The 23,296-nt window shown below is 42.1% G+C and carries 28 protein-coding genes; 1 reads left to right on the plus strand and 27 read right to left on the minus strand.

The window, feature by feature from the left end:
* Positions 1 to 14 precede the first annotated feature (14 nt).
* From NSQ34_RS16705 to NSQ34_RS16730, 6 genes are all read right to left on the minus strand, one after another.
* Positions 15 to 692: a VWA domain-containing protein gene (locus NSQ34_RS16705; protein ID WP_098677172.1), complete on the minus strand. Its 678-nt coding sequence runs from the start codon at positions 690 to 692 to the stop codon at positions 15 to 17.
* Between the two features lie 83 nt (positions 693 to 775).
* The gene (locus NSQ34_RS16710; RefSeq protein ID WP_080769523.1) at positions 776 to 1,474 is read right to left on the minus strand and encodes a VWA domain-containing protein; all 699 of its coding nucleotides are present in this window, start codon (positions 1,472 to 1,474) and stop codon (positions 776 to 778) included.
* Positions 1,475 to 1,796: 322 nt separating this feature from the next.
* On the minus strand, positions 1,797 to 2,822 hold the full coding sequence (gene spoIID / locus NSQ34_RS16715) for a stage II sporulation protein D (protein ID WP_081124961.1): 1,026 nt from the start codon (positions 2,820 to 2,822) through the stop codon (positions 1,797 to 1,799).
* A gap of 259 nt (positions 2,823 to 3,081) precedes the next feature.
* Positions 3,082 to 4,389, minus strand: coding sequence for a UDP-N-acetylglucosamine 1-carboxyvinyltransferase (gene murA / locus NSQ34_RS16720; protein WP_024423722.1), 1,308 nt, complete (start codon positions 4,387 to 4,389; stop codon positions 3,082 to 3,084).
* Positions 4,390 to 4,421: 32 nt separating this feature from the next.
* Positions 4,422 to 5,156, minus strand: coding sequence for a YwmB family TATA-box binding protein (locus NSQ34_RS16725; protein WP_024423723.1), 735 nt, complete (start codon positions 5,154 to 5,156; stop codon positions 4,422 to 4,424).
* Positions 5,157 to 5,285: 129 nt separating this feature from the next.
* Positions 5,286 to 5,516, minus strand: a complete 231-nt coding sequence (locus NSQ34_RS16730; RefSeq protein WP_098677171.1) for a DUF1146 family protein — start codon at positions 5,514 to 5,516, stop codon at positions 5,286 to 5,288.
* 170 nt (positions 5,517 to 5,686) lie between these two features.
* On the opposite strand from NSQ34_RS16730, the gene NSQ34_RS16735 reads away from it, so the two are divergent.
* A complete protein-coding gene (locus tag NSQ34_RS16735) occupies positions 5,687 to 6,163 on the plus strand; it encodes a hypothetical protein (protein ID WP_024426339.1) in 477 nt (158 codons plus the stop codon).
* A 42-nt stretch (positions 6,164 to 6,205) separates the two neighbouring features.
* Here NSQ34_RS16735 and NSQ34_RS16740 read toward each other — a convergent pair whose 3' ends face one another.
* From NSQ34_RS16740 to prfA, 21 genes are all read right to left on the minus strand, one after another.
* Positions 6,206 to 6,601, minus strand: coding sequence for a F0F1 ATP synthase subunit epsilon (locus NSQ34_RS16740; protein ID WP_003214592.1), 396 nt, complete (start codon positions 6,599 to 6,601; stop codon positions 6,206 to 6,208).
* A gap of 24 nt (positions 6,602 to 6,625) precedes the next feature.
* Positions 6,626 to 8,047 (minus strand): F0F1 ATP synthase subunit beta, encoded by a 1,422-nt coding sequence (gene atpD / locus NSQ34_RS16745; protein WP_008354929.1) that lies wholly within the window; start codon positions 8,045 to 8,047, stop codon positions 6,626 to 6,628.
* A 24-nt stretch (positions 8,048 to 8,071) separates the two neighbouring features.
* Positions 8,072 to 8,938 carry a F0F1 ATP synthase subunit gamma gene (locus NSQ34_RS16750; protein ID WP_024423727.1) on the minus strand — a complete coding sequence of 289 codons (867 nt, stop codon included), beginning with the start codon at positions 8,936 to 8,938 and terminating at the stop codon, positions 8,072 to 8,074.
* An 88-nt stretch (positions 8,939 to 9,026) separates the two neighbouring features.
* Complete coding sequence (atpA, locus tag NSQ34_RS16755) at positions 9,027 to 10,535, minus strand: F0F1 ATP synthase subunit alpha (protein ID WP_024423728.1); 1,509 nt, start codon at positions 10,533 to 10,535, stop codon at positions 9,027 to 9,029.
* A 16-nt stretch (positions 10,536 to 10,551) separates the two neighbouring features.
* Positions 10,552 to 11,097 carry a F0F1 ATP synthase subunit delta gene (locus NSQ34_RS16760; RefSeq protein ID WP_024426340.1) on the minus strand — a complete coding sequence of 182 codons (546 nt, stop codon included), beginning with the start codon at positions 11,095 to 11,097 and terminating at the stop codon, positions 10,552 to 10,554.
* On the minus strand, positions 11,094 to 11,615 hold the full coding sequence (gene atpF, locus NSQ34_RS16765; protein WP_034281220.1) for a F0F1 ATP synthase subunit B: 522 nt from the start codon (positions 11,613 to 11,615) through the stop codon (positions 11,094 to 11,096). The genes NSQ34_RS16760 and atpF overlap by 4 nt, the downstream gene beginning before the upstream one ends.
* Positions 11,616 to 11,735: 120 nt before the next feature.
* On the minus strand, positions 11,736 to 11,948 hold the full coding sequence (gene atpE, locus NSQ34_RS16770; RefSeq protein WP_003214968.1) for a F0F1 ATP synthase subunit C: 213 nt from the start codon (positions 11,946 to 11,948) through the stop codon (positions 11,736 to 11,738).
* Positions 11,949 to 11,996: 48 nt separating this feature from the next.
* Positions 11,997 to 12,731 (minus strand): F0F1 ATP synthase subunit A, encoded by a 735-nt coding sequence (atpB, locus tag NSQ34_RS16775; RefSeq protein WP_024423730.1) that lies wholly within the window; start codon positions 12,729 to 12,731, stop codon positions 11,997 to 11,999.
* A gap of 7 nt (positions 12,732 to 12,738) precedes the next feature.
* The gene (locus NSQ34_RS16780; protein ID WP_024423731.1) at positions 12,739 to 13,122 is read right to left on the minus strand and encodes an ATP synthase subunit I; all 384 of its coding nucleotides are present in this window, start codon (positions 13,120 to 13,122) and stop codon (positions 12,739 to 12,741) included.
* A gap of 497 nt (positions 13,123 to 13,619) precedes the next feature.
* On the minus strand, positions 13,620 to 14,249 hold the full coding sequence (gene upp / locus NSQ34_RS16785) for a uracil phosphoribosyltransferase (RefSeq protein WP_003214553.1): 630 nt from the start codon (positions 14,247 to 14,249) through the stop codon (positions 13,620 to 13,622).
* 147 nt (positions 14,250 to 14,396) lie between these two features.
* On the minus strand, positions 14,397 to 15,644 hold the full coding sequence (glyA, locus tag NSQ34_RS16790; RefSeq protein WP_034281450.1) for a serine hydroxymethyltransferase: 1,248 nt from the start codon (positions 15,642 to 15,644) through the stop codon (positions 14,397 to 14,399).
* 177 nt (positions 15,645 to 15,821) lie between these two features.
* Complete coding sequence (locus tag NSQ34_RS16795; protein WP_065214879.1) at positions 15,822 to 16,361, minus strand: TIGR01440 family protein; 540 nt, start codon at positions 16,359 to 16,361, stop codon at positions 15,822 to 15,824.
* Between the two features lie 12 nt (positions 16,362 to 16,373).
* Positions 16,374 to 16,823 (minus strand): ribose 5-phosphate isomerase B, encoded by a 450-nt coding sequence (gene rpiB / locus NSQ34_RS16800; protein WP_003214714.1) that lies wholly within the window; start codon positions 16,821 to 16,823, stop codon positions 16,374 to 16,376.
* A gap of 133 nt (positions 16,824 to 16,956) precedes the next feature.
* Positions 16,957 to 17,415, minus strand: coding sequence for a low molecular weight protein arginine phosphatase (locus tag NSQ34_RS16805; RefSeq protein WP_024423734.1), 459 nt, complete (start codon positions 17,413 to 17,415; stop codon positions 16,957 to 16,959).
* A 63-nt stretch (positions 17,416 to 17,478) separates the two neighbouring features.
* Positions 17,479 to 18,033 (minus strand): manganese efflux pump, encoded by a 555-nt coding sequence (locus tag NSQ34_RS16810; RefSeq protein ID WP_065214880.1) that lies wholly within the window; start codon positions 18,031 to 18,033, stop codon positions 17,479 to 17,481.
* 60 nt (positions 18,034 to 18,093) lie between these two features.
* Positions 18,094 to 19,146 carry an L-threonylcarbamoyladenylate synthase gene (locus NSQ34_RS16815; RefSeq protein WP_081279482.1) on the minus strand — a complete coding sequence of 351 codons (1,053 nt, stop codon included), beginning with the start codon at positions 19,144 to 19,146 and terminating at the stop codon, positions 18,094 to 18,096.
* Between the two features lie 162 nt (positions 19,147 to 19,308).
* Positions 19,309 to 19,752, minus strand: coding sequence for a general stress acyl- n-acyltransferase (locus tag NSQ34_RS16820; RefSeq protein WP_034281223.1), 444 nt, complete (start codon positions 19,750 to 19,752; stop codon positions 19,309 to 19,311).
* Positions 19,753 to 19,815: 63 nt separating this feature from the next.
* On the minus strand, positions 19,816 to 20,469 hold the full coding sequence (gene spoIIR / locus NSQ34_RS16825; protein ID WP_240491059.1) for a stage II sporulation protein R: 654 nt from the start codon (positions 20,467 to 20,469) through the stop codon (positions 19,816 to 19,818).
* Positions 20,470 to 20,592: 123 nt separating this feature from the next.
* A complete protein-coding gene (locus NSQ34_RS16830) occupies positions 20,593 to 21,072 on the minus strand; it encodes a hypothetical protein (RefSeq protein ID WP_024423739.1) in 480 nt (159 codons plus the stop codon).
* 141 nt (positions 21,073 to 21,213) lie between these two features.
* Positions 21,214 to 22,098: a peptide chain release factor N(5)-glutamine methyltransferase gene (gene prmC / locus NSQ34_RS16835; RefSeq protein WP_176967149.1), complete on the minus strand. Its 885-nt coding sequence runs from the start codon at positions 22,096 to 22,098 to the stop codon at positions 21,214 to 21,216.
* Complete coding sequence (prfA, locus tag NSQ34_RS16840) at positions 22,088 to 23,155, minus strand: peptide chain release factor 1 (protein WP_034281226.1); 1,068 nt, start codon at positions 23,153 to 23,155, stop codon at positions 22,088 to 22,090. The genes prmC and prfA overlap by 11 nt, the downstream gene beginning before the upstream one ends.
* Between the last annotated feature and the right edge of the window lie 141 nt (positions 23,156 to 23,296).

The following is a 23,296-nucleotide window of genomic DNA, read 5'->3' on the forward strand; positions in this document are numbered from 1 at the left end:
CTGCCATTCACTCTCTACCGACCAAAAGCGCTCGCTTCCTGTTGAAGAATATGGTTCAATTCTTCGGCATTTGCAGCCGGTTGATATTGTCCTCCACCCGCTTTTGCAACAGATTTAAGACTTTTTGCTTCCTTTTCATTCACATCGAAGCCAATGATATTGACGATTGTATCTATTCCGTCTTCATGTAATTCCTTTGCTGCTTGTGAAGGGCTTCCACCACAAGTTTCTTCACCATCACTGACAACATAGACAATATTTTTCCCTTCAGCTTGGTGATCTTCAAAATCTTGTTTCGTATCCGTTAATGCTTTTGCAAGTGGTGTCCAGCCAGTTGGCTTATACACATTCAGTGCTTGCTGAAAGGTTGATGGCTCATATGATCCAAATCCGTAAACAGCTTCAGAACTTGAACAAGAAACAGCTTTCCCTGCATTTTTATTGGTTCCTTCATGACCAAACACACGAAGCAGAACTTGTGTATCTTCTGATAAAATGCTTGCAAAGCTTTGAATAGACCGTTTGGCGATTTCAATTTTCCTTTCACCTTCAACTGATTGTGCCATGCTCCCGCTTAAATCGAGTAATATCACCACATGCGCAGGCGGCTCCTGTTTTGTTACAGCATGAGCTGGTGAAGAAAGAAGCAGGACAAGACTAGCCAAAATGGTTAATACGATGTTTTTTTTCATCAATAAAAACCTCCCTTTTTTACTTTTGTACAGAAAAAGAGAAACGAAAGCATGAATCAATCGTTTCCCTTTTGTTCAGCAAGTTATTCGTGTAGTTTTAATGATTCTGCTGAAAAGATAGAACCCATTTCTTTACCAGTACTTGCTTGGTAGTAATGGCCTTTACCAGCTTTGGCTACTTGCTTCAATTGACCTTCATAGCCATCGTTAAAGTCTAATCCGATCACATTTACAACAGTTGATCCTTTTGAGTTATGCAATTCTTTTGCTACTTTTACTGGATCTCCGCCACAAGTTTCCTCACCATCAGTGATTAAGTACACAATATGCTTTGTTCCTGCAGTAAGCTGCTCATCCGCTTGCTTTGCATTTTCAAGTGCACGTGCAATCGGTGTCCAGCCAGTTGGCCCAAGTCCGTTTAAAGAGTTTTCGAAGCTGTCCTTTTCATAAGGCTGTACGCCGTAAACGCCTCTAATGACTTCACATGATTGAGCTTTACCTGAATTTTTGTTGTTTCCTTCAGAACCAAACAAGCTCATACGAATTTTAGCGTCTTTTGGAAGTGACTGAGCAAATTTAAATACCTCTTGTTTAGCGAGATCAAATTTGCGCTCCCCCTCTACTTTTCTTGCCATGCTTCCACTTGCATCAAGCAAGATTGTGACTCTTACATCTTTATTATGTTTTTTGACTGTAGATGCTTCTGCAAATACTGGTGAAGAGATTGACATAGATAATGTCAATACAGTTAAGGTTACGAGTGTGATTACTTTTTTCAACATACTTTTTCTTCCTCCTTATGTATTTGATTGAAACATCTTAATCGTAAATTATTCTGTCTTGGAATGGTATAGGACTCGGTCCCTTTTTCTCTTTCATCAAAATCACTAAAATTCTGTCAGATGTCTAGATATTTTCACCTAACACACCCATTATTCTCTCGTTTTCTCTGTCTTTCGAGGGACTTTGTATCGGCCATCAGTTCTTGTCAGGACATAAATGTTTAAGATTTCCTGATCTGCGTCTTAAGTCGCGATTTGACACATTCTGTTCAAATCTCTTTGAACACACAAAAAAATGCCTCATTTCTGAGGCACCTTTGCTTTATTTTTTAGCCATATACGTGTTGAGAAAACGATCGGCTGATTCGATTTGAATTCCTTTATAATAATGCTTCACGATGGCATCTACTTTTTTGCCTGCCTGCGCCATATAATGCGCACCATATTGACTCATGCCTACACCATGACCATATCCTTTTGTTGTAATGACAATCTGCTGGCCTTGGCGTTCCCATGTGAAGTCCGCTGAATGAAGGCCTAGTGATTCTCGAATGTCTCGGCCTGACATTGTTTTTCCGTTGATCACGGCTTTCGCTACCTGATTTCCTGGTGTCCGTTCTACAATCTGTCCGACCTGAGCCTGCTGAGTGAGCGTCACACCTAATTTTTGCTGAAATTCACTGACCGAGATGGTTTTCTTATTTTGAAATTTTGGCGATTTTTCGTCCCATTTACTTGAGACACTTTTCAAATAAGGGATTTCGTTTTTCCAATAGGCTTCGGCATTTTCCGTTTTTCCGTTACTTGTTGAAAAGAATGAAGCATCAATTGGTTTCTCGTCATAAGTCAGCACTTTTCCTTGTGTGCTGGCGACAGCTTCCGTGACCTTTTTTAATTTCCAATTGTACGCTTTCCCCCAAATTTTCTTGAGTTCCTGTTTGTTTTTGTAAACTTGGAACATTTGGGTATCATCTACAAGAGAGCCCTTAGGTGATTTGACAGTCTTATCACTGATCATTTGTCTGACGATATACGTTCTTGCTGCGAGCGCCTGTGCCTTGAGTGCTTCCATTTCAAAATCAGCTGGCATTTCAGATGCTACGACACCGATCACATACTCTTCTAAGGGGATGTTTTCTACCTGCTGATGAGCTGAGCGATAGACGGGGATAGCGACGGGTGATTGCTTCAATTTGACTGAACCCTTCACTTCTTTTTTAACTGATGGTTCTGCTGCTACGTGCTGGCTGGCCGCCTGCTTCCCTTGGAACGTCGGCAACACAAGTAATGTTGGAATCATTAAAATGATGATGCATATTCCTGCGATTGTCCATATCATTGGTTTCATATTTGGCTGCCCCCATTTGTCATTGAATCTCTTTTATCCTATGGGCAGGGACAAGCTAATATGACAGCTTCTTTCATTTAGTGGACAAGTCTTTTATGAAGGTATGGGCCTGTTCTTAGAATGGATTTTACTGTTCGTCTGTATGAATAAAATTTAAGATGGTTGGATACACTAATGATAAGCTTCGTGAAATGAGGCATTCTATGATTCTAAAAAAAAAATCAGCATGCCCCAATGGACACACTGATTTCTTTCATGATTAAGCGTTCAGATCTGATACAACTTGTTCTTGTGTCACATCTGCTGATTCATCGTTTACTCTTTCAATATCTGCACCGATTGCTGCAAGCTTTTGGTGGAAGTTCACATAACCACGGTCAATATGCTTCAACTCAGTGACACGTGTATGACCTTCTGCCACTAATCCAGCAAGTACAAGTGCTGCTCCTGCTCTTAAATCAGTCGCTGCCACTTCAGCACCTTGAAGTTGAACCGGCCCATTGATAATGACAGAGCGACCCTCAATTTTAATATCGCCATTCATGCGGCGGAATTCTTCAGCATGCATAAAGCGGTTTTCAAACACCGTTTCTGTGATCATGCTTGTTCCGTTCGCACGAAGCAATAGCGCCATCATCTGAGATTGCATATCCGTTGGGAACCCAGGATGCGGCATTGTTTTTAGATCGATTGGCTTGAGCTCAGATGGTCCAATGACTCTTAAACCTTCTTCTTCTTCAATGATCTGAATACCCATTTCTTCCATTTTTGCCACAAGTGATGTCATGTGCTCTGGCACTGCGCCTTTTACAAGAACATTTCCTTCTGTAATGGCTGCTGCCACCATGAAAGTACCTGCTTCAATTCTGTCAGGGATGATGTTGTGTTTTGCACCGTGAAGTGTTTCCACACCTTCGATTTTGATTGTACCAGTACCAGCACCGCGAACCTTACCGCCCATGGCATTGATGTAGTTTGCTAAATCAACAATTTCAGGTTCTTTTGCTACGTTTTCTAAAATCGTTGTTCCTTCAGCTAATGCTGCTGCCATGATGATGTTTTCAGTTGCCCCTACACTTGGGAAATCCAAATAGATTTTTGCACCTTTTAAACGGCCTTTTACTTCAGCCTCGATGAAACCATTACCTACTTGAATTTTAGCTCCCATTGCTTCAAAGCCTTTTAAATGCTGATCAATTGGTCTTGAACCAATCGCACAGCCTCCAGGTAATGCAACTCTTGCATGACCTGTTCTTGCTAAAAGTGGTCCCATGACAAGCACGGATGCTCGCATTTTACGGACATACTCAAACGGAGCCTCAGTTTCTAGTGCATGAGATGCATCAACTGATACTTCGTTATTTTCAAAATGTACTTCTGCTCCTAAATGACGTAACACTTCATTGATTGTATATACATCGGAGAGCGTAGGTACATCACAAATTACGCTTTTTTCTGTACTTGCTAACAAAGATGCAGCGATAACTGGTAAAACGGCATTTTTTGCGCCTTCTACTTTAACTGTGCCGTTTAACTTTTGACCGCCGCGGACGATGATTTTTTCCAAGGTCTTCCCCTCCGCGTCCCAAATTCTCTATATTAATATTCAGTCGTTACGATTGGTGTGCCAACCGTAATCGTATGATTTTCGTTCATTTCCGAACTTCTGATGGCAATTTGAACATTCATTTTATCATTTGAAGTCATAATGAACTGTTCCCACTTATCTGTGTAAGCGGAAAGCGACACAAAATTAGACTCAACGAGATACTCAACTGGTTTTGCTTGAAATTCATTTGCTAACATTTCAGCTTTTTTTTGCAAAACAACATCCATCATACCATTTACATGACCATCGAGACAAGTAAAAATTACAATTTTCTCTTGTAATATGCTTTTTGCATGACGTACGAACTGATCATATGTATGCTCCCAGGTATTCAGTGGGCGAGCACCTTTTTGCTCATATAATAAATACGACTTTTGATTGGATTTTGTGTCGGTCTTCACGAGTAAAATTTTCGATTCTGTATCATTTTTTTCATCTTTGTAAATTCCTGTGACTTTGGTGACATGTTGTTCTTTTTTTTCGGTCCACTCATACTGTCGTAGTTCGTCTTTCAAACGTTTCACTTTTTTTGAAAATTGTTCGGATGAAATATCTACATTTGTCTTGGCATGAAGGGTCCATCCATCGACTTCAATTTGCTGGTTTTTTAGACCTTCTGCTATTTGAGCGAGCGGGGAAGATTCTTCCGCACGAACACCTTGAATCATCAGAACAAAAAAAAGAATAAACGCAAATAATGGCCAACCTTTCAAATACTTTCTCACTTGTCATTCCCCCTTGCTACAAGTGTTGCCGCAAGGAGGTCAATGCATACGTGGAAAAGTCAACAAAAGGCGAGCCTTTTGACCCTTCTTTTTACGTTCCCGCAGAAGGCTGTGACCAAACCTTTTATGTTAGAACATATAAGGAATTTGTCTCGAGAAATTTAAGTAATCAAGGAAGAAATTGCTGACTGCAGATGCGATAGCAATGGTAATGAGCATCATCAGCAGCTTTGCTTGAACGATTTTCCCTTTTTTAATGAGTGGATCAATATTTACAGCAAGCAGTGCCCACCATGTAACCGCGATAAAAAATAGGTGGATCACAATGCCCACGATTGCTTGTTGTCCTACGTCTTCCATACAGTTGAATCCTCCTTTTATTTATTTCTGTAAAGGAAAACTCCCTTTCATTATATCCTCGAAAATCGGAAAGATGAATCATTTGGAAAAAAGAGCTACATTTAGTGTGAATCCCCTCTTATCCTGATGCCAAGGAGATGATATACTGCGTGTGGAAGGAGCTGAACACATTGAAAGATTCTTTTCCTGACTTTGTTGATTTGTACGGAGAATTGGTTCCCTCATTTGATCATGAATGGGAGGCCATTGCTTTCTACTTTGATTATAGACAGACACAGCTAGAAGAATTAGCACAATTGTGTCATTTTCATAACATTTCTTTGGATTACTCTGAGGAAAGCTTGTATCAGTTAGAATCACTATACTTTGATGCATTGACCAAGCAGCTGTTCGCTGAGTGGAAAATGCCGATAGATGCATTAGAAGCGATGATGAGTGTGTATATAGGAGAGGTTGTCATCCGTCATCATTCAGATGCTGACTGGGTGGTGCGGCCTTATATGGATTCTCCGCACAAATATACGCTTGGCTTACGCAGAAATAATAAAACATGGCATTGTAGTACGCAATTTTGCGAGCACTTATATCTAGAAAAGCAAGCATCTCATCCTTATGTGTCGATGTATCAATCTCTCATGTCATCCTAAAAAAAATCCTTCTTATCACAGTGATAAGAAGGATTTTCTGTTTTATTTCCCTGCTACATTTAAACGGTTTAACGCCCGTTTTAATGCGAGTTCCGCCCGGCGTACATCACTTTCATTCGGGTGGTTCAAATGCTCTTCAGCACGCTGTTTCGCTGATTTAGCACGATCGACATCAACTTTGTCTGATGTTTCAGCGGCCTGAGCCAGAATTGTTACTTGTTCAGGGCGGACTTCAACAAATCCGCCACTTACTGCAACCAATTCAGTTGATCCACTATGTTTTAAGCGAACTGCACCGATTTTTAGCGGAGCAACCATTGGAACGTGGCCAGCTAAAATACCAAGCTCACCGCTTTCTGCTCTTACACTGACCATTTCCACATCCGCTTGATACACTGGGCCGTCGGGAGTAACGATATTGACTTGAACGGTCTTCATGCTTTTACCCTCCTAAGGACCAGATTAGGCCTCTACACCCATCTCTTTGGCTTTTTCAACCACTTCTTCAATGCGTCCAACTAAGCGGAATGCATCTTCTGGAAGGTGATCGTATTTACCAGATAAGATTTCCTTGAAGCCTTTAACAGTTTCTTTCAATGGCACATAAGAACCCTTTTGGCCAGTGAACTGCTCTGCTACGTGGAAGTTTTGAGATAGGAAGAATTGAACACGACGTGCTCTGTGAACCACAAGCTTATCGTCCTCAGATAATTCATCCATACCTAAAATGGCAATAATATCCTGCAGCTCTTTATAACGCTGTAATGTTTGCTGCACTTCACGCGCAATCGCATAATGCTCTTCGCCAACGATCTCAGGTGCAAGTGCACGAGATGTTGAAGCAAGAGGATCAACCGCTGGATAAATACCCATTTCAGTCAGCTTACGCTCAAGGTTTGTCGTTGCATCAAGGTGAGCGAACGTCGTTGCAGGAGCTGGATCTGTATAGTCATCCGCAGGTACATAGATCGCTTGAATCGATGTAACCGATCCTACGTTTGTAGACGTGATACGCTCTTGCAGCTGACCCATTTCTGTTGCAAGTGTCGGCTGATAACCTACCGCTGAAGGCATACGTCCAAGAAGGGCTGATACTTCAGAACCTGCTTGTGTAAAGCGATAGATATTATCGATGAAGAACAATACGTCTTGACCTTGTTCATCACGGAAATGCTCTGCCATTGTCAAACCAGTTAGGGCAACACGCATACGTGCACCTGGCGGCTCGTTCATTTGACCGAAGACCATGGCTGTTTTTTCGATAACGCCAGAATCTTTCATTTCGTAGTAAAGGTCGTTTCCTTCACGTGTACGCTCTCCAACACCAGCGAATACAGAAATACCGCCGTGTTCTTGTGCGATGTTGTTGATCAATTCTTGAATCAGAACGGTTTTACCTACACCAGCTCCACCGAATAGACCGATCTTTCCACCTTTGATGTAAGGAGCAAGCAGGTCAACAACTTTGATACCTGTTTCAAGAATTTCAACTTCTGTAGAAAGTTGATCAAAAGAAGGCGCTTGTCTGTGGATTGGATCTCTTTGAGCTTCCACACCAAGTGGCTCATCTAAGTCAATGTTATCTCCCAGTACGTTGAATACACGTCCAAGTGTTACGTTACCAACTGGTACTGAAATTGGTTTTCCAAGGTCTACAGCTTCCATACCGCGCTTCACACCGTCTGTTGATGCCATTGCGATGGTTCTCACTGTATCGTCACCTAAATGTAGTGCTACTTCTAAAGTTAAGTCGATATCAACTTCACTTTCGCTTTCCGCTTTATGCGAAACTTTGATCGCATTATAAATCTCAGGCAAGTGACCGTCTTCAAAACGAACGTCTACGACTGGTCCCATGATCTGACTGATGCGTCCTGTTTTCATTGCATTCCCTCCTGACAATTATTTCTATTCTAAGGCAGCTGCTCCGCCGACAATTTCTGTAATCTCTTGTGTAATCGCTGCTTGACGAGCACGGTTGTAAGAGAGTGTCAGGCTGTCGATCAATTCTTTTGCGTTGTCTGTTGCACTCTTCATTGCTGTCATTCTTGCAGCATGTTCACTTGCTTTGCTGTCAAGAAGCGCACCGAAAATCAAACTCTCTGCATATTGAGGAAGGAGAACTTCAAGAATTTCTTCTTCAGAAGGCTCAAACTCATAAGATGCGGAACGTTTATTTGGTGTCGCTGCGGCCGAAAGGTCCGTTAGCGGCAATAATTTCTTCTCTGTTACTTCTTGTGAAATCGCACTGACAAAGTGGTTGTAGAACATATAAAGTTCGTCAAACGCTTCATCAGAGAACATTTGAACTGTACTGCTTGCTAATTCTTTAATATCAGCAAACGCTACTTCGTCTCCAAGCCCTGTTACTTCAGAAATAACTGGAATACCACGCTTTTTGAAGAAGTCGCGTCCGATTTTACCAATGACAATCACCGCATATTCATCAGCGGATTGATGACGAGATTGAATGGTTTGGTAAGCGGCACGCAAAATCGAGCTGTTAAAAGGTCCTGCAAGCCCTCGATCAGATGTAATGACGAGATACCCTGTTTTCTTGACAGGTCTTGAAAGAAGCATTGGGTGCTTAGCACTTGTTCCAGTTGCGATTGCAGCAACCACTTCCTGGATTTTCTCCATGTAAGGAACAAAAGACTTCGCATTGTTTTCAGCACGATTCAGTTTCGCAGCTGATACCATTTGCATCGCTTTTGTGATCTGACTCGATTTTTTCGTTGACGTGATCCTTGACTTTATATCGCGTAATGAGGCCAAAGATTTCACCACCTTTTTTCAGGAATCCGTGTTCATTTACGTGAAAAGAGAGAAAAAGAGAATCTTTTTCTCTCGGAAAGATTACTAATTAGTTGCTTGGTGCAAACGTACGTTTAAAGCCTTCGATTGCTGTCTTCCACTCTTCATCAGCAGGCATATTTCCTGTTTGAGAGATCGTGTCAAACAAGCCTTTATGGTTTTCTTCAATGTACAAGAATAACTCAGCTTCAAAACGTTTAACATCAGCAATGGCTACATCGTCTAAATATCCTCTTGTTAGTGCGTAAAGAATCGCTACTTGTTTTTCAACTTTAAGCGGTTTGTTCAAGTCTTGTTTTAAGACTTCAACTGTTCTTGCACCACGGTTTAATTTCGCTTGAGTGGCTTGGTCTAGATCAGATCCAAACTGAGCGAATGCTTCAAGCTCACGATAAGAAGCAAGATCCAGACGAAGTGTACCTGCTACCTTTTTCATCGCTTTGATTTGTGCAGAACCACCTACACGGGATACAGACAATCCTGCGTTTACCGCTGGACGTACGCCTGAGAAGAAGAGGTCAGATTGTAAGAAAATTTGTCCATCTGTGATGGAAATAACGTTTGTTGGGATATATGCAGAGATATCGCCAGCCTGCGTTTCTACGAAAGGCAATGCTGTGATAGAACCGCCACCCTTTTCGTCACTAAGCTTCGCTGCACGTTCTAATAAACGAGAGTGAAGATAGAAAACATCACCAGGGAATGCCTCACGACCTGGAGGACGACGAAGCAATAATGAAAGCTCACGGTAAGCTGCCGCTTGTTTAGAAAGGTCATCATAGACAACAAGTACGTGCTTGCCGTTATACATGAATTCCTCACCCATCGTTACACCTGCATAAGGAGCAAGGTAAAGAAGTGGAGCCGGCTGTGATGCAGAAGCTGTGACAACGATTGTGTAGTCAAGCGCACCATGCTTACGAAGTGTTTCAACAACACCACGAACCGTAGATTCTTTTTGTCCGATAGCTACATAAATACAGATCATGTCTTGATCTTTTTGGTTTAGAATCGTATCGATTGCAACAGATGTTTTACCTGTTTGACGGTCACCAATGATCAATTCACGCTGTCCGCGGCCGATTGGAATCAAGGCATCAATTGCTTTAATTCCTGTTTGAAGCGGCTCATGTACAGATTTACGATCCATAACGCCAGGTGCTTCACTTTCGATTGGACGTGTTTTGCTTGTTAAGATTGGACCTAGTCCATCAACAGGCTGACCAAGCGGGTTCACAATACGTCCGATTAACTCTTCACCTACTGGAACCTCCATGATACGACCTGTACGTTTTACGTCGTCACCTTCGCGGATATCTTTGTAAGGTCCTAAAATAACGATACCTACGTTAGACTCCTCAAGGTTTTGAGCCATACCCATTACACCGTTAGAGAACTCAACCAGCTCTCCTGCCATAATGTTGTCAAGGCCATGTACACGCGCGATACCGTCCCCTACTTGAATGACTGTACCGACATCTTTTACTTCAATTTCTGATTGATAGTTTTGGATTTGCTGCTTTATCAGCGCGCTAATCTCTTCAGCTTTGATACTCACTAAGGTTTCACCCCTTCTAACGATTTTCGCCTGCAAGCTGACGTTCAATGCGGGAAAGCTTTCCGCTGACACTGCCGTCATAAATGCGGTTTCCGATACGGATTTTCACTCCGCCTATTAGATCCTTGTCAATCACATTTTCAACACGTAGTGATGTGACTCCGGCTTTTTTGGCAAATACTTCAGATAAAGATTGAATTTCAGCACCGCTCAGCGGTTTCACTGAATACACGACCGCATCGTCTATTTGTTTCGTGCGGTTTGCAAGTTTCACAAACTCCGACGTCATTTCAGAGAAAATATTCGTGCGTCCGCGGTCAATCAGTAAATACATTGTGTGCAATACATAAGTAGAAACACCTTTGAAAGCTTCTGCAATCAACTGTTTCTTTTTGTCTGCCGTAATCTTTGGATGAACAAGGAAGTCATTGAGTTCTTGATCAGCCTTTAGAACTTTTTTGATCTCATTCAGCTCTTTTTCAGTTTCGTCTACTGCCGAAGAAGCAAGAACGATGTCAAAAAGAGCAGAAGCGTAACGCTTAGAGACAATAGTTACGCTCATCGGCTTTCGCCTGCCTCTTTAAGGTACTCTTGAATCAATTTCTCTTGTGCCTGCTCATCAAGTTCTTTTTCAATCACTTTAGATGCAATCAGCACAGATAGTGATGCAACCTGCTCACGCAGTGCAGCCACAGCTTGTTCTTTTTCTTTCACGATTTCAGTTCTAGCAGACTCTTTCAAGCGCTCTGATTCTTGACGTGCTGCTTGAATGATCTCTTCTTTTTGTTTCTCACCAATCTTTTTCGCATTTTCGATGAGTGTATGTGATTCTTCGCGTGCTTCTTTCAATAAGACACGTTGTTCTTCAAGAAGCTTTTCAGCTTGAACGTGCTTTTCTTCAGCACTTGAAATTTCATTTCCTATATAATCTTCACGCTGTTTCATAATCCCTAATAAAGGCTTAAGCGCAAATTTCTTTAAAAGTGCAAGCAAGATGAGCATAGCGATAAGCTGGAATAACATATCACCGGCGTTGAAGCTTAAGCCCCCTGCTCCTAAAACCACTGGTAACTGAGACATTTAGTACGGCAACTCCCTTCTTTAAATAATATGTTAAGAAACAAAACATAAAGGAATGGCGAAGTTTCGAACTAATCTGATCTTCGCCATTAAAATTCATATTAGAACGCTTCTCACATATTAACCAAAGAATGCCAAGAATGCGATAACGACAGCGATAATTGGAAGTGCCTCAACTAAAGCGACCCCGATGAACATAAGTGTTCTTAGTTCTCTACCAGCTTCTGGCTGACGAGCGATTCCTTCAACTGTTTTAGATACGATTAGACCGTTACCAATACCTGCTCCTAGTGCTCCTAAACCGATTGCAATTGCTGCTGCTATTAAATTCATTAAAAAGCTCCTCCTTTAAAATAACGTCCTTTTTGGACTCTCAATTTTTTAGTGTTCGTCGCTGACTTTATGGGAAATGTACACCATTGTCAGCATGGTGAAGATAAATGCCTGGATTGTTCCGACAAACAAACTGAATGCCTGCCATACAATCATCGGCACGATGGCACCTAATGTACCAACGATACCAAGCGCAATATTTTGCGTGTAGAAATTGGTCGCAAGTCCTGCAAGTAACCCAAGAAGAATCTCTCCAGCGAAAATATTTCCGTAAAGACGCAAACCAAGTGTTAGCGTGTTTGCAAATTCTTCAATGATTTTCAGCGGCACTAAATATGGGATTGGCTTGAAGAAGTCTTTCGTATATTCCTTGACTCCTTTTGCCTTGACACCGTAGAAGTGTGTAAGTCCCATGACCATAATTGCTAGTGTCATTGTGATTGCAGGATCAGCAGTTGGTGATTTCCACCACAAGTTGTGATCGACCGTAATCGAGAACGGCAGTCCAAGCATGTTTGAAACAAATATGTACATGAGTAATGTAACGCCAAGCGCTAGAAATGGGGCTCCTGTTTTCATGTCCATCGAACTACCTATGATATTTCGAACAAAATCAACGATCCATTCCATGAAGTTCTGCGCCTTAGTCGGACGAATAGACAGAACACGAGTAGTCAGCACCGCTATGAGAAGAACGATGATACTAGCAATCGTAATCATGAGAACATTGGATAAGTTGAACGTTAACCCTAAAAATTCTGTAGTTTTTGAACTGTGACCCAAAGAGTATTCACCTCTCTTCCATAGTAGAACGTTTAAGTTGAATGAAGGAATCTATCATAATGACAGGATATATTGTCATTAATCCTATAACAACACCTGCCAGATGAACTTCATTAGGGTAACGCCAAGCAATCGCTACTGCGAGAATCGCGTTGGCCCACCTGGCTGTACTTCCCATTGAACGAATGGATTTTCCTTTTTTAACCGCTCGATCAAAAGCGTGCATTCTCCGTATAAGTAGGAATAAATTAAAGAAAGCAAAAATTGTGCCGATAATGAAACCAAGAAACAGTGGTTTAAAACCAGGCATGGCATAGCCAAACACAAAAATTGCCAATAGATAGAACATGTATTTACTCTGTCTGCGGAAAATCGCGTTTGGATCGTTCATTCATCTGACTCCCGATGAAAAGTATTGTAAAAAAGGTGATAAATGGTGATGAAAACTGCGTAGAAGACGCTTATGATAAGCCGTCCTATTCGAAAAAAATCAATCACCCATCGGTCTAATTGCACAATCAGACTTGAAATCTTTAGATCTATGGGATGCTGCTTCATTCGTTGATACAAACCCTGATTATTAAAGGGTTCACAATGAGGATTAGTAGAGTGCTATAGGCTATGAAAACCTTACCATAATACCCTCGTTTAGCATACAATAGCGTCTATGATGTGTCAATCGGTTGAAAGTTAAAAAACTTTTCTATAGTGATAGAGCACACAAAATGTTCACAATTTCATCAAACTTTAGGAGAGATGTGACAATCATTGAAAAAAACAGCCAATGTTCAGTATACATTGATTTTTCTAAGAACGGTATCAACCGTTTGTCATATATTTCAAAAAGCCCACATGCACGTTTGCATGTGGGCTTTTATTAAGACTTTCTTATTTCGTTCCGTACATACGGTCACCAGCATCACCAAGACCTGGGATGATGTAACCTTTTTCGTTTAGTTTCTCATCTAATGCTGCAATGTAGATATCAACATCTGGATGATGCTTTTGCATTTCCTCTACACCTTCAGGGGCAGCAATCAGACACATAAAGCGAATGTTTTTCGCACCGCGTTTTTTCAAGCTGTTTAACGCTTCGACTGCTGAGCCGCCAGTTGCAAGCATTGGGTCTACTACGATAAATTCACGTTCTTCCACATCAGATGGAAGCTTCACATAATATTCAACAGGCTTTAATGTTTTCGGATCACGGTATAAACCAACATGTCCCACTTTAGCAGCTGGAATGAGTTTCAAAATCCCGTCTACCATTCCAAGACCTGCTCTTAAAATTGGCACAACACCGAGTTTCTTCCCTGAGATCACGTTTGATTTCGCTACTTGTACAGGTGTTTCTACATCTACCTCTTCAAGCGGTAAATCTCTTGTGATTTCAAATGCCATTAATGTTGCGACTTCATCCACTAGCTCTCTAAATTCTTTAGTTCCTGTATGAACGTCACGAATATATGTAAGTTTGTGCTGAATAAGCGGGTGATCAAATACATAAACCTTTGCCATTGCTTGCTACAACTCCTTTTCTGTCATCTTCCGGTGAACTTTGCACACTTCCTACAATTCTACATAAAAAGACATCATCTTTCAATATGATTCGCAAATCCTACAAAAAAAACCCACATGCCAAATATAGGCAAATGGGTCTGTTTTTTAATAATCTAATTCGTTATATAGAGGGAAACGGGCCGTAAGATCAGATACACGCTTTTTCGCCTCTTCTAATTTCGCTTCATCTTCATGATGCTTTAGCGCAAGTGCAATAATGGAACCGACTTCTTTCATCGCTTCTTGATCAAAACCGCGGCTTGTTACTGCTGCTGTACCTACACGTACACCACTTGTGACAAATGGTTTCTCTGGATCATAAGGAATTGCATTTTTGTTCACTGTAATACCGATTTCATCAAGAACGTTTTCTGCAATTTTTCCTGTGATGCCAAGAGAACGCAAGTCGATGAGAACAAGATGGTTATCTGTTCCGCCAGATACAAGCTGAATATCTTCAGATAAAAGAGTTTCAGCTAGTTGTTTTGCATTATCAATGACGTTTTGTGCATATGTTTTGAAATCTCCGTTCAATACTTCACCGAAAGAAACAGCTTTTGCAGAGATGACATGCATCAGTGGTCCACCTTGAATACCAGGGAAAATCGATTTGTCGATCTTTTTACCAAACTCTTCACGGCATAGAATCATTCCGCCGCGAGGTCCGCGTAATGTTTTGTGAGTTGTCGTTGTCACAAAATCTGCGTAAGGAACTGGATTTGGATGAAGACCTGCTGCAACAAGACCAGCAATGTGAGCCATGTCGACCATAAAGTAAGCACCGACTTCATCAGCAATCTCACGGAACTTTTTGAAATCAATTTGACGTGGGTATGCACTTGCACCCGCAACGATAAGTTTCGGCTTATGTTCACGTGCTTTTTCAAGTACATCTTGATAGTCGATATGCTGAGTTTCTTTATCTACACCATATTCTACAAAGTTGTACTGTACACCACTAAAGTTTACAGGGCTTCCGTGTGTTAAATGCCCGCCATGTGATAAGTTCATGCCCAGTACTGTATCGCCATGCTCAAGAATTGTAAAGTATACGGCCATGTTCGCTTGAGCACCTGAGTGAGGCTGTACGTTCACATACTCAGCGCCAAAAATTTCTTTTGCGCGGTCACGTGCGATATCTTCCACAACGTCTACATGTTCACAGCCGCCATAGTAGCGTTTACCAGGATAGCCCTCAGCGTATTTGTTTGTTAATACAGAGCCCTGTGCTTCCATGACTGCTTCGCTTACGAAGTTTTCTGATGCAATTAATTCGATTTTGTCCTGCTGGCGTTTCCGCTCTAGTTGAATTGCTTTGAATACTTGTGCGTCTTGCTCAGGTAAATGTTTCATCAGCGAAATCCTCTCCAATCTATTTCCATTCGATGTTTTCACCATCTCATTGTACACGGTTTTTGAGTAAAATGTAAAAGTTTTTTTTGAAAAATCGACTTCTTTTTTATGAAAACCCGAATATTCAAGTGGTAAAGCGTCTTCATCATTCAACATTATATTAGAAATATATCGAAGCTATGATCTTGTATAAACGGCTCGTTCTCCGCCAATCAGCTTCGGACGCGTTTTCGCAAAAGTCACATGTGCATGTCCTAATCGATGACGACTGAGGCGGACAGGTACAGCGACTCTCTTTAAGTGCATCCCAATTAACGTATCGCCGATATCAATTCCAGCATGTGCCTCAATGCATTCGGCTAATACAGGATGTTCCATTTGCTGATACGCATGCGCCGCCATCGAACCACCCGCCTTGCGGACAGGTACTGCAGCTACGATCTCCAGGTTAAAACGGAAAGCCGCTTCTTCTTCAACAACAAGGGCACGATTTAGATGTTCACAGCATTGAAAGGCGAGCTCAATGCCGGTCTCTCGTCTTAACTGATCCAATTCTTGATAGATAGAGGCAGCAATTTGCTCACTTCCTGCAGTACCAATATGCTCACCAGCCACTTCTGACGTACTGCAGCCAATGACTAAGATTTGCCCGGCACGCAATTCAACTGTTTGATGAAACTCTTTTAACATTTCAAGCCAATCTTGACCAATGTTCATGTTAAGCGCTCCTTATAGGTGCTTTTCTTCGTAATCAGCAATTTTGCCAATCCGCACAGCATGGCGTCCTGCTGTAAACTCTGTCGTCAGCCAAATGTGCGCAATCTCACGTGCTAATCCTGGCCCAATCACTCGCTCTCCCATCGCAAGAACGTTCGTATCATTATGTTCTCTCGTTGCTTTCGCACTAAATGTATCATGAGCCAATGCACAGCGAATTCCTTTTACTTTATTTGCTGAGATGCTCATGCCGATGCCTGTCCCACAAATTAAAATGCCGCGGTCGACTTCTCCGTTTGCCACCATATTGGCTACAGGGAAAGCATAATCTGGGTAGTCTACAGAACCTGATCCGCATTCACAACCCATATCAATGTATTCAATCTTCAATTCATCCATCAGTTGTTTGATTTCTTCACGAATATTCGTTCCGCCGTGATCGGATGCAATGGCTACTTTCATCGGGCAATTCCTCCTAAGGGTGAGTTGATCTGTTATGTCTTACATTCATTCTTTATTTACAGTTATATTTTAACCTCTGCCTAGTGATTTGCAAACAATAGCAGAAAAACCGTTGAGGCAACGGTTTTACAGGTTATCTATTATGATGATCTTTTTTCAGCTTCTCAGCAAGCTGATACAGTAAGGCTTCTAGTTCATCTCGTGTTTCCTGATAAACAGAAAGACTTCCTCCAAACGGATCGGATACATCGCCTTCTGTTCCTGTCGCAAATTCCTTTAAAGTGAAGACCTTGCCTTTTGCATGCGCATATTGCTCTGCAATCAACTGTTTATGCTGCATCGTCATCGTGAAGACGTAATGAGCTTCGCGCAGAAGATCCTCTGTCAATTTTGATGATGAGTGATTTAGTGGAATGCTTTTCTCAAATAATGCTTCGATCGCTTGAGGAGAAGCCTTCCCTTCATCGGAGGCAAAAATGCCCGCTGATTTTACAGTGACCTCTAAACCTTTTTCATCTGCAATTGAAGCAAAAAGGGCTTGAGCCATTGGACTTCTGCATGTATTTCCCGTACAAACAAATAAGATTTTCATCTTTCGCCCTCCTTTTCTTCTATTATATAGCATTTCATTCTACATGTTATGTAAGGAGATTAGCTAGAGCGGAAATAATAATTTGATACCAAAGGCTAGTAAAATGATTCCGCCAAGCGCGCCGCTATATGAACCAACCCATGACCGAACCTGTTTACCGAGTAATAATCCGAGCCATGTGAGGAGCATACTAAAAAAACCAAACAATAATATAGTCATCCACACCTGGGAACCGTAAATCCCAAGACTTAAACCAACGGAGAAGCTGTCTAGGCTTACACTTGTAGCAAAAAGAACGAGACCAGCCCCAACAGGTGCGATAAAGGGCTTATCCTCTTTGCGGATAGAAGCAACAATCATTTGCAGTCCCAGCACCAAAAGCAGCGCCCCGCCGATATAGGTGGCAAGTAGACCGAGCCATCCGGATAAGAGCTGACCTGTCAGCATGCCAAAAAGCGGCATAAACATATGAAATATCCCAATGACAAGTCCAATATAAATGATCTGGGGGAACCTCAGCTGAATCATCCCCATACCAAGTCCAACCGAAAAAGCATCCATCCCAAGTGCAAAAGCCATGATGCTGAGTGTCAGCAATTCGCCAGCTAGTTCGTTCATGTAAATCCCCCTTGGACACACATTCTCCTTTAACCTATGTTTGTCCAAGAAAGGTTAGAACTATTGGAACGAAGGGAGTGTACGCCCTCCTGCGGCTTTTTGCAGACGGTTCATAATGGCAGAACCAACTCCCTGCTCTGAAAAGGCTTCTGAAATAATCAAGTCTACATCTGTTTCATCAAATTGTCTCAGTACACGATAGAGGTTTGCAGCAACCGTTTCAGGTTTTTCTCTATATCCACAGCTGTACACAACATCTGCCGCAAACAGCGATTTCTTTTCTTCTGTTGTCAGCACTCCGACTTTTAGACCTTCAGCTTTGTATTTCTGAATGTGACGCTGCATGTCTTCATCACTTCCATGAAAGATATACATCTGGGCTTCAGGTGCATAATGTGTGTATTTCATTCCCGGCGATACAGGCGCTTCGTCCTTTTTTGTCAGCCCTGGGTCCACACTCACCGTCCCCACGACCTCTTCTAATGCTTCTTTTGTAATTCCGCCTGGTCTTAAAATCACTGGGGTCTCACCGGCACAGGATACAACCGTTGACTCAACGCCAATTCCAGTTGAACCGCCATCCACAATCCCAGCGATTCTCCCTTCGAGATCACTCGCTACATGGTCAGCTTGTGTTGGTGAAGGTTTTCCCGAACGATTGGCACTTGGTGCAGCAATTGGCAGACCAGCTGCTCGAATCAGCTCAAGCGCAATGGGATGGTCAGGCATTCTCACACCTACTGTGGATAAACCTGCTGTAACCTGCTTTGATAAAGTGCCCGGCTTACACGGAAGAACGATGGTTAAGGCGCCCGGCCAAAAGGCATCCATCAGCGCCTTCGCTTTTTCGCTTTCTATTTGTGCAAATTCGTGAAGCTGCTGAACCTCCGCAATGTGAACAATCAACGGATTATCACTCGGACGCCCTTTTGCTTCATAAATTTTCATAACGGCTTCTGTCTCTTTCGCATTTGCCCCGAGTCCGTAAACGGTCTCTGTCGGGAACGCAACCACTTCATTTTGCTGCAGCAGATCGGCCGCCTGTTTAATTTGTGGATAGTATGTGGATAAATCCTTTTCTAAATCCACAGACCACCTTTTTGTATTTAACATCATACAAACTCCTTTTAAAAAAAGATAAAACTGTTGATATATCTCAATTATCCTTTTGAAAGTATAAAAGATGATGATCAATAAAACAAGCGTTGTCCACAATTTGTGGATAACGCTTGTTTAGTAGTGGATAAGTATGTGTATAAGTCCATCATTTTGTGATTAACTGCCTTTTTTTTGCAGGACCACAGCCTGTTCTTTCCCCAATGTCTCTTTTGCATGTGCTGAGCTCCATATGCTTTCTGGAATTTCCTCTAAAGGCGTAAAGCCCATTAATGCCAAAAAATCATGGGAAGAGGAATGGTTTGCGACGACATAAAAAGTATCCACACCCATTTTTTCACCGAGCGTTTGAACACTTTGGAACAAAGAGACAATGTGTCCCTGACCGAGCTTATCTGATATGACAAGAGACCGCAGCAATCCCTCTTGTTCATTGAGCTGTTCAAGACCTAAGCAGCCTGCCAGCTGACCATCCGCATCTTCCATCACTACAAATGCCGTTCGCTCCGCAAGCGTTACTCCGCCTTTTGCTTGTCCCTTTTCAAGAAAAGCATTGATTGCCGGGACATCTTGTTCTGTGGCTATTCTTAATTGATAATACATGCTTTCACCTCTTTTTGTTCTCTTACTTCAACTCTATGAGGCAAAAACCGATTTATACCTTTTTTAAGAGAAAAGACTAGAGACCCATTCAAACAAAAAGAACTTCACTTCACCTGTCTCTTCTTCCTCTTCTTTCACCACTTCATTAACAGACTCTTTCGTTTGCTGCGCTGTCACTTGTTTATCATCATCCCCTTCTGGTGAGGCGATGGCTTCTCCGTTTGAAAAATCGATAAAGCAGAGCGGCGGAAATAACACACACCACCAGTTGGCTCCGTCTCCTTCTCCAAGCGTAATTAAAATGGCTTCATATTTCCCAGCAGGGTAGACGAAACTTCCATAGAGCTTTGTTGGAAATGAAGCTTTTTGAAAACTGACCGATACGGATTGATCTATGTGCTGTTCCTTCAATTTCGCTTTAGCAATACGATTGATTTCTGGCAGCTTTGATCGAATGACACGTCTTGCTTCTTCAATGGATGTGAGGTCTTTCACCCACTCTGTCATACTCGCATTGACCTCGTCACGAATACTTCTTTTCACATCCTGATCCGCTGAACGATCACTATTTGCTAAAATGCGTAATCGAATCGCTTCATCTGGTATGACAACAGGCTGATTTGCAGAAGCAGCCGCTGTCTCCTCTCTGCCAAGATTTGCAAAAGCACCGCATAATAATAGAAACATATAAAGACAAATCATCGTTTTACTTTTCAACATTGTGTGTTCCCCCCACTTTTTCTCTTCGCTACAAACATTGTGTCCAGGAAACCCATCTCATAAACAGTCAACATGATTTTTTTAATAGATTATGAGTCAAAAACAAAAAAGCCGTTCTCATTAAGAACGACTTTTGAGTGAGGATTGGTAGTCAGAAGGGTATAGTCTCCCATCCCAATCTCGGCTGATTTTTAAACCAGATTCTGTTTTGATGACAGTCATGGCTCCTTTTTTCTCGATTTCTTTTTTGACTTTTCCTTTTTGATCGATAAATTGGATCACCATTTCATAGTTAAATTCAATTCTGTCATCGCTTTCATCTGAAGGCGTAAACATAATTTTCTTCAGCTTAATTTGACAATCTTGATCCTTAGCCGCTTCTAATATGCTCGGGAACATGCTGTCTTGTGTATATTCTTGATATTCATGTTCGGTTAAATAAACCTTCAGCTTCTCTTTCATGTCAGATAGGTCATCCGTTCGATTCACTGTGTATTGTGCTTTTTTATAGCTTTCTCCAAATGCTGCTGCCTCTTTTTTAAAGCTCGGTTTACCACAAGCACTCACAATCAATAGTACACTGACGATGACCAACACCATCGCATACCTTTTGTTCACACCATTCGCTCCTTCAAAACAAATTTATGTAAAAAATCATGATCAGAATGTTCATTCTTCTATATATACGTTTCTCTTTTACCATAAGTTTCATCTTTACATAATAAAATAGTCCGGCTTTCTTCAGCCGGACTTTCCGTTTTGAATGTGTGCACAAACAGCTCGATCTTTTCCGTTAATATCTTTGACGATACAGACATCCGCTTTAGGAAATGCCTGCTCAAGAAGCGCTGTGACATCTTGACCTTGCGTATGTCCAATTTCAAAGACAACAACTGCCTGATCACTCAGCACGCTGGGAAGATCATGAACGAGACGCTGATAAAACCACAAGCCATCACGTCCGTCTGTCAGCGCATTCGCCGGCTCATGCTTTGTCACAACCTCAGACAAACTGTCCATTTCTTCCGCCGCAATGTAGGGTGGATTGGAAATAAATACGTCCACTTTCATGCCTTGAGCTATAACAGGTTCAAGTAAATCTCCATGTAAAAAATGAACGTCTGCACCGAGCGCTTGTTGATTCCGTTTTGCTACCGCAAGTGCTTCTTGCGAGATATCAGTCGCTGTGACAGATAGTGATTTTTTTTCAAGAGCCAGCGTAATCGCAATGGCCCCGCTTCCTGTGCCAACGTCAACTGCTTTGAGCGGCTGATCGGGCGGGAAAACGTCACCTACTAAATGGAGCGCCGCCAAAACAACTTCTTCCGTTTCAGGACGAGGGATGAGAACATGCTTGTTCACCTCGAAAGGACGTCCGTAAAAGAATTCAACTCCCGTTAAATGCTGAACAGGAACACCCGCCTTGTGCTGCGTCACAAATTTGCTGAACAGGTGATCTTGCTCCTCAGGCAGCGCATCATGAAAACGTGCAAGAAGCTCACTTCTGCTCCAGCCAAGTACATGCATCAAAAGAAGCTCTGCTGCATTTTGGTCTCTTCCAGCTTCCGTTAACAAAGAAGAAGCCCATTTAAGGGCTTCAAAAATTGTTCGCTCTTTATTTTGCATTTTGAAGCTTTCTTGCTTGGTCTTCCATAATTAATGCATCAATGACCTCGTCAAGTTTTCCTTCTAAAATTTGATCAAGCTTTTGAATCGTCAACCCGATACGGTGATCTGTTACACGGTTTTGCGGGAAGTTGTACGTACGGATACGCTCTGAACGATCCCCTGTTCCAACCGCAGATTTACGCGTTTGATCATATTCAGCCTGTGCTTCACGCTGGAATTTATCATAAATTCTCGCACGCAGTACTTTCATGGCTTTTTCTTTGTTTTTGATTTGCGACTTCTCATCCTGACAGGATACAACCACACCTGTTGGAAGGTGAGTTAATCGAACTGCAGACATGGTCGTATTGACACTTTGTCCGCCAGGTCCGCTAGATGTGAAAGTATCTACACGGATGTCTTTTTCATGGATATCAATTTCTACTTCTTCAGCCTCAGGCAATACAGCAACTGTCGCTGTTGATGTATGAATTCGTCCGCCTGATTCCGTTTCCGGAACACGCTGCACGCGGTGTGCGCCGTTTTCAAATTTCAGTTTGGAGTACGCGCCTTTCCCGCTGATCATAAAGATAATCTCTTTATAACCGCCTGTGCCTGTGACACTCGCTTCCATCACTTCCGTTTTCCAGCCTTGCATTTCAGCATAACGACTGTACATGCGGTAAAGGTTTCCGGCAAAAAGAGCAGCTTCTTCTCCACCCGCTGCACCACGAACCTCCACAATAACGTTTTTGTTGTCATTCGGATCTTTCGGGATCAGCAAGATTTTCAGCTCGTCTTCTAAACGTTCCGTTTCCTCTGTGAGCTCTGAAATTTCTTCTTTGACCATGTCGCGCATCTCGGCATCCAGCTTCTCTTCCAGCATTGCTTTCGCGTCATTCAGCTGGTCGTATGCCGCACGATATTGTCTATATACCTCAACAGTTTCTTGAATATCGGATTGCTCCTTTGAATATTCACGAAGCTTCGTAGGGTCGTTCACCACTTCAGGGTCACTTAAATATTCATTTAGCTTTTCATAGCGTTCTTCAATTGATTTTAAACGGTCTAACATGGTCTTCACCTCTGTTTTGTGCGTAACAGTCTAATTATAGTATAGCGGGGTATGACAGTCAAAAAAATTTCCAAAACAATTGATTTACTGCAATTTTTCGCTAGAAAACACGATCTTTGGCGATTGGTTACTTGTTTTGTC

This window comes from Bacillus sp. FSL P2-0069 (assembly GCF_038593315.1).
Taxonomy (GTDB): Bacteria; Bacillota; Bacilli; order Bacillales; family Bacillaceae; genus Bacillus; species Bacillus safensis.

Bases quoted from the DNA above. Each gene is read 5' to 3' on its own strand.
- NSQ34_RS16705 (WP_098677172.1), bottom strand. From the start codon at position 692: ATGAAAAAAAACATCGTATTAACCATTTTGGCTAGTCTTGTCCTGCTT.
- NSQ34_RS16710 (WP_080769523.1), bottom strand. From the start codon at position 1,474: ATGTTGAAAAAAGTAATCACACTCGTAACCTTAACTGTATTGACATTA.
- spoIID (WP_081124961.1), bottom strand. From the start codon at position 2,822: ATGAAACCAATGATATGGACAATCGCAGGAATATGCATCATCATTTTA.
- NSQ34_RS16730 (WP_098677171.1), bottom strand. From the start codon at position 5,516: ATGGAAGACGTAGGACAACAAGCAATCGTGGGCATTGTGATCCACCTA.
- NSQ34_RS16740 (WP_003214592.1), bottom strand. From the start codon at position 6,601: ATGAAGACCGTTCAAGTCAATATCGTTACTCCCGACGGCCCAGTGTAT.
- atpD (WP_008354929.1), bottom strand. From the start codon at position 8,047: ATGAAAACAGGACGCATCAGTCAGATCATGGGACCAGTCGTAGACGTT.
- NSQ34_RS16760 (WP_024426340.1), bottom strand. From the start codon at position 11,097: ATGAGCGTAACTATTGTCTCTAAGCGTTACGCTTCTGCTCTTTTTGAC.
- atpF (WP_034281220.1), bottom strand. From the start codon at position 11,615: ATGTCTCAGTTACCAGTGGTTTTAGGAGCAGGGGGCTTAAGCTTCAAC.
- atpE (WP_003214968.1), bottom strand. From the start codon at position 11,948: ATGAATTTAATAGCAGCAGCAATTGCAATCGGTTTAGGAGCACTAGGA.
- NSQ34_RS16780 (WP_024423731.1), bottom strand. From the start codon at position 13,122: ATGAACGATCCAAACGCGATTTTCCGCAGACAGAGTAAATACATGTTC.
- upp (WP_003214553.1), bottom strand. From the start codon at position 14,249: ATGGCAAAGGTTTATGTATTTGATCACCCGCTTATTCAGCACAAACTT.
- glyA (WP_034281450.1), bottom strand. From the start codon at position 15,644: ATGAAACATTTACCTGAGCAAGACGCACAAGTATTCAAAGCAATTCAA.
- NSQ34_RS16795 (WP_065214879.1), bottom strand. From the start codon at position 16,361: ATGAACATTGGTCAAGATTGGCTTGAAATGTTAAAAGAGTTTCATCAA.
- rpiB (WP_003214714.1), bottom strand. From the start codon at position 16,823: ATGAAAGTAGCCATTGCATCCGATCACGGCGGAACGAATATTCGTGAA.
- NSQ34_RS16805 (WP_024423734.1), bottom strand. From the start codon at position 17,415: ATGAAAATCTTATTTGTTTGTACGGGAAATACATGCAGAAGTCCAATG.
- NSQ34_RS16810 (WP_065214880.1), bottom strand. From the start codon at position 18,033: ATGAACGAACTAGCTGGCGAATTGCTGACACTCAGCATCATGGCTTTT.
- NSQ34_RS16815 (WP_081279482.1), bottom strand. From the start codon at position 19,146: ATGTTAAATACAAAAAGGTGGTCTGTGGATTTAGAAAAGGATTTATCC.
- NSQ34_RS16820 (WP_034281223.1), bottom strand. From the start codon at position 19,752: ATGTATTATCAATTAAGAATAGCCACAGAACAAGATGTCCCGGCAATC.
- NSQ34_RS16830 (WP_024423739.1), bottom strand. From the start codon at position 21,072: ATGGTGTTGGTCATCGTCAGTGTACTATTGATTGTGAGTGCTTGTGGT.
- prmC (WP_176967149.1), bottom strand. From the start codon at position 22,098: ATGCAAAATAAAGAGCGAACAATTTTTGAAGCCCTTAAATGGGCTTCT.
- prfA (WP_034281226.1), bottom strand. From the start codon at position 23,155: ATGTTAGACCGTTTAAAATCAATTGAAGAACGCTATGAAAAGCTAAAT.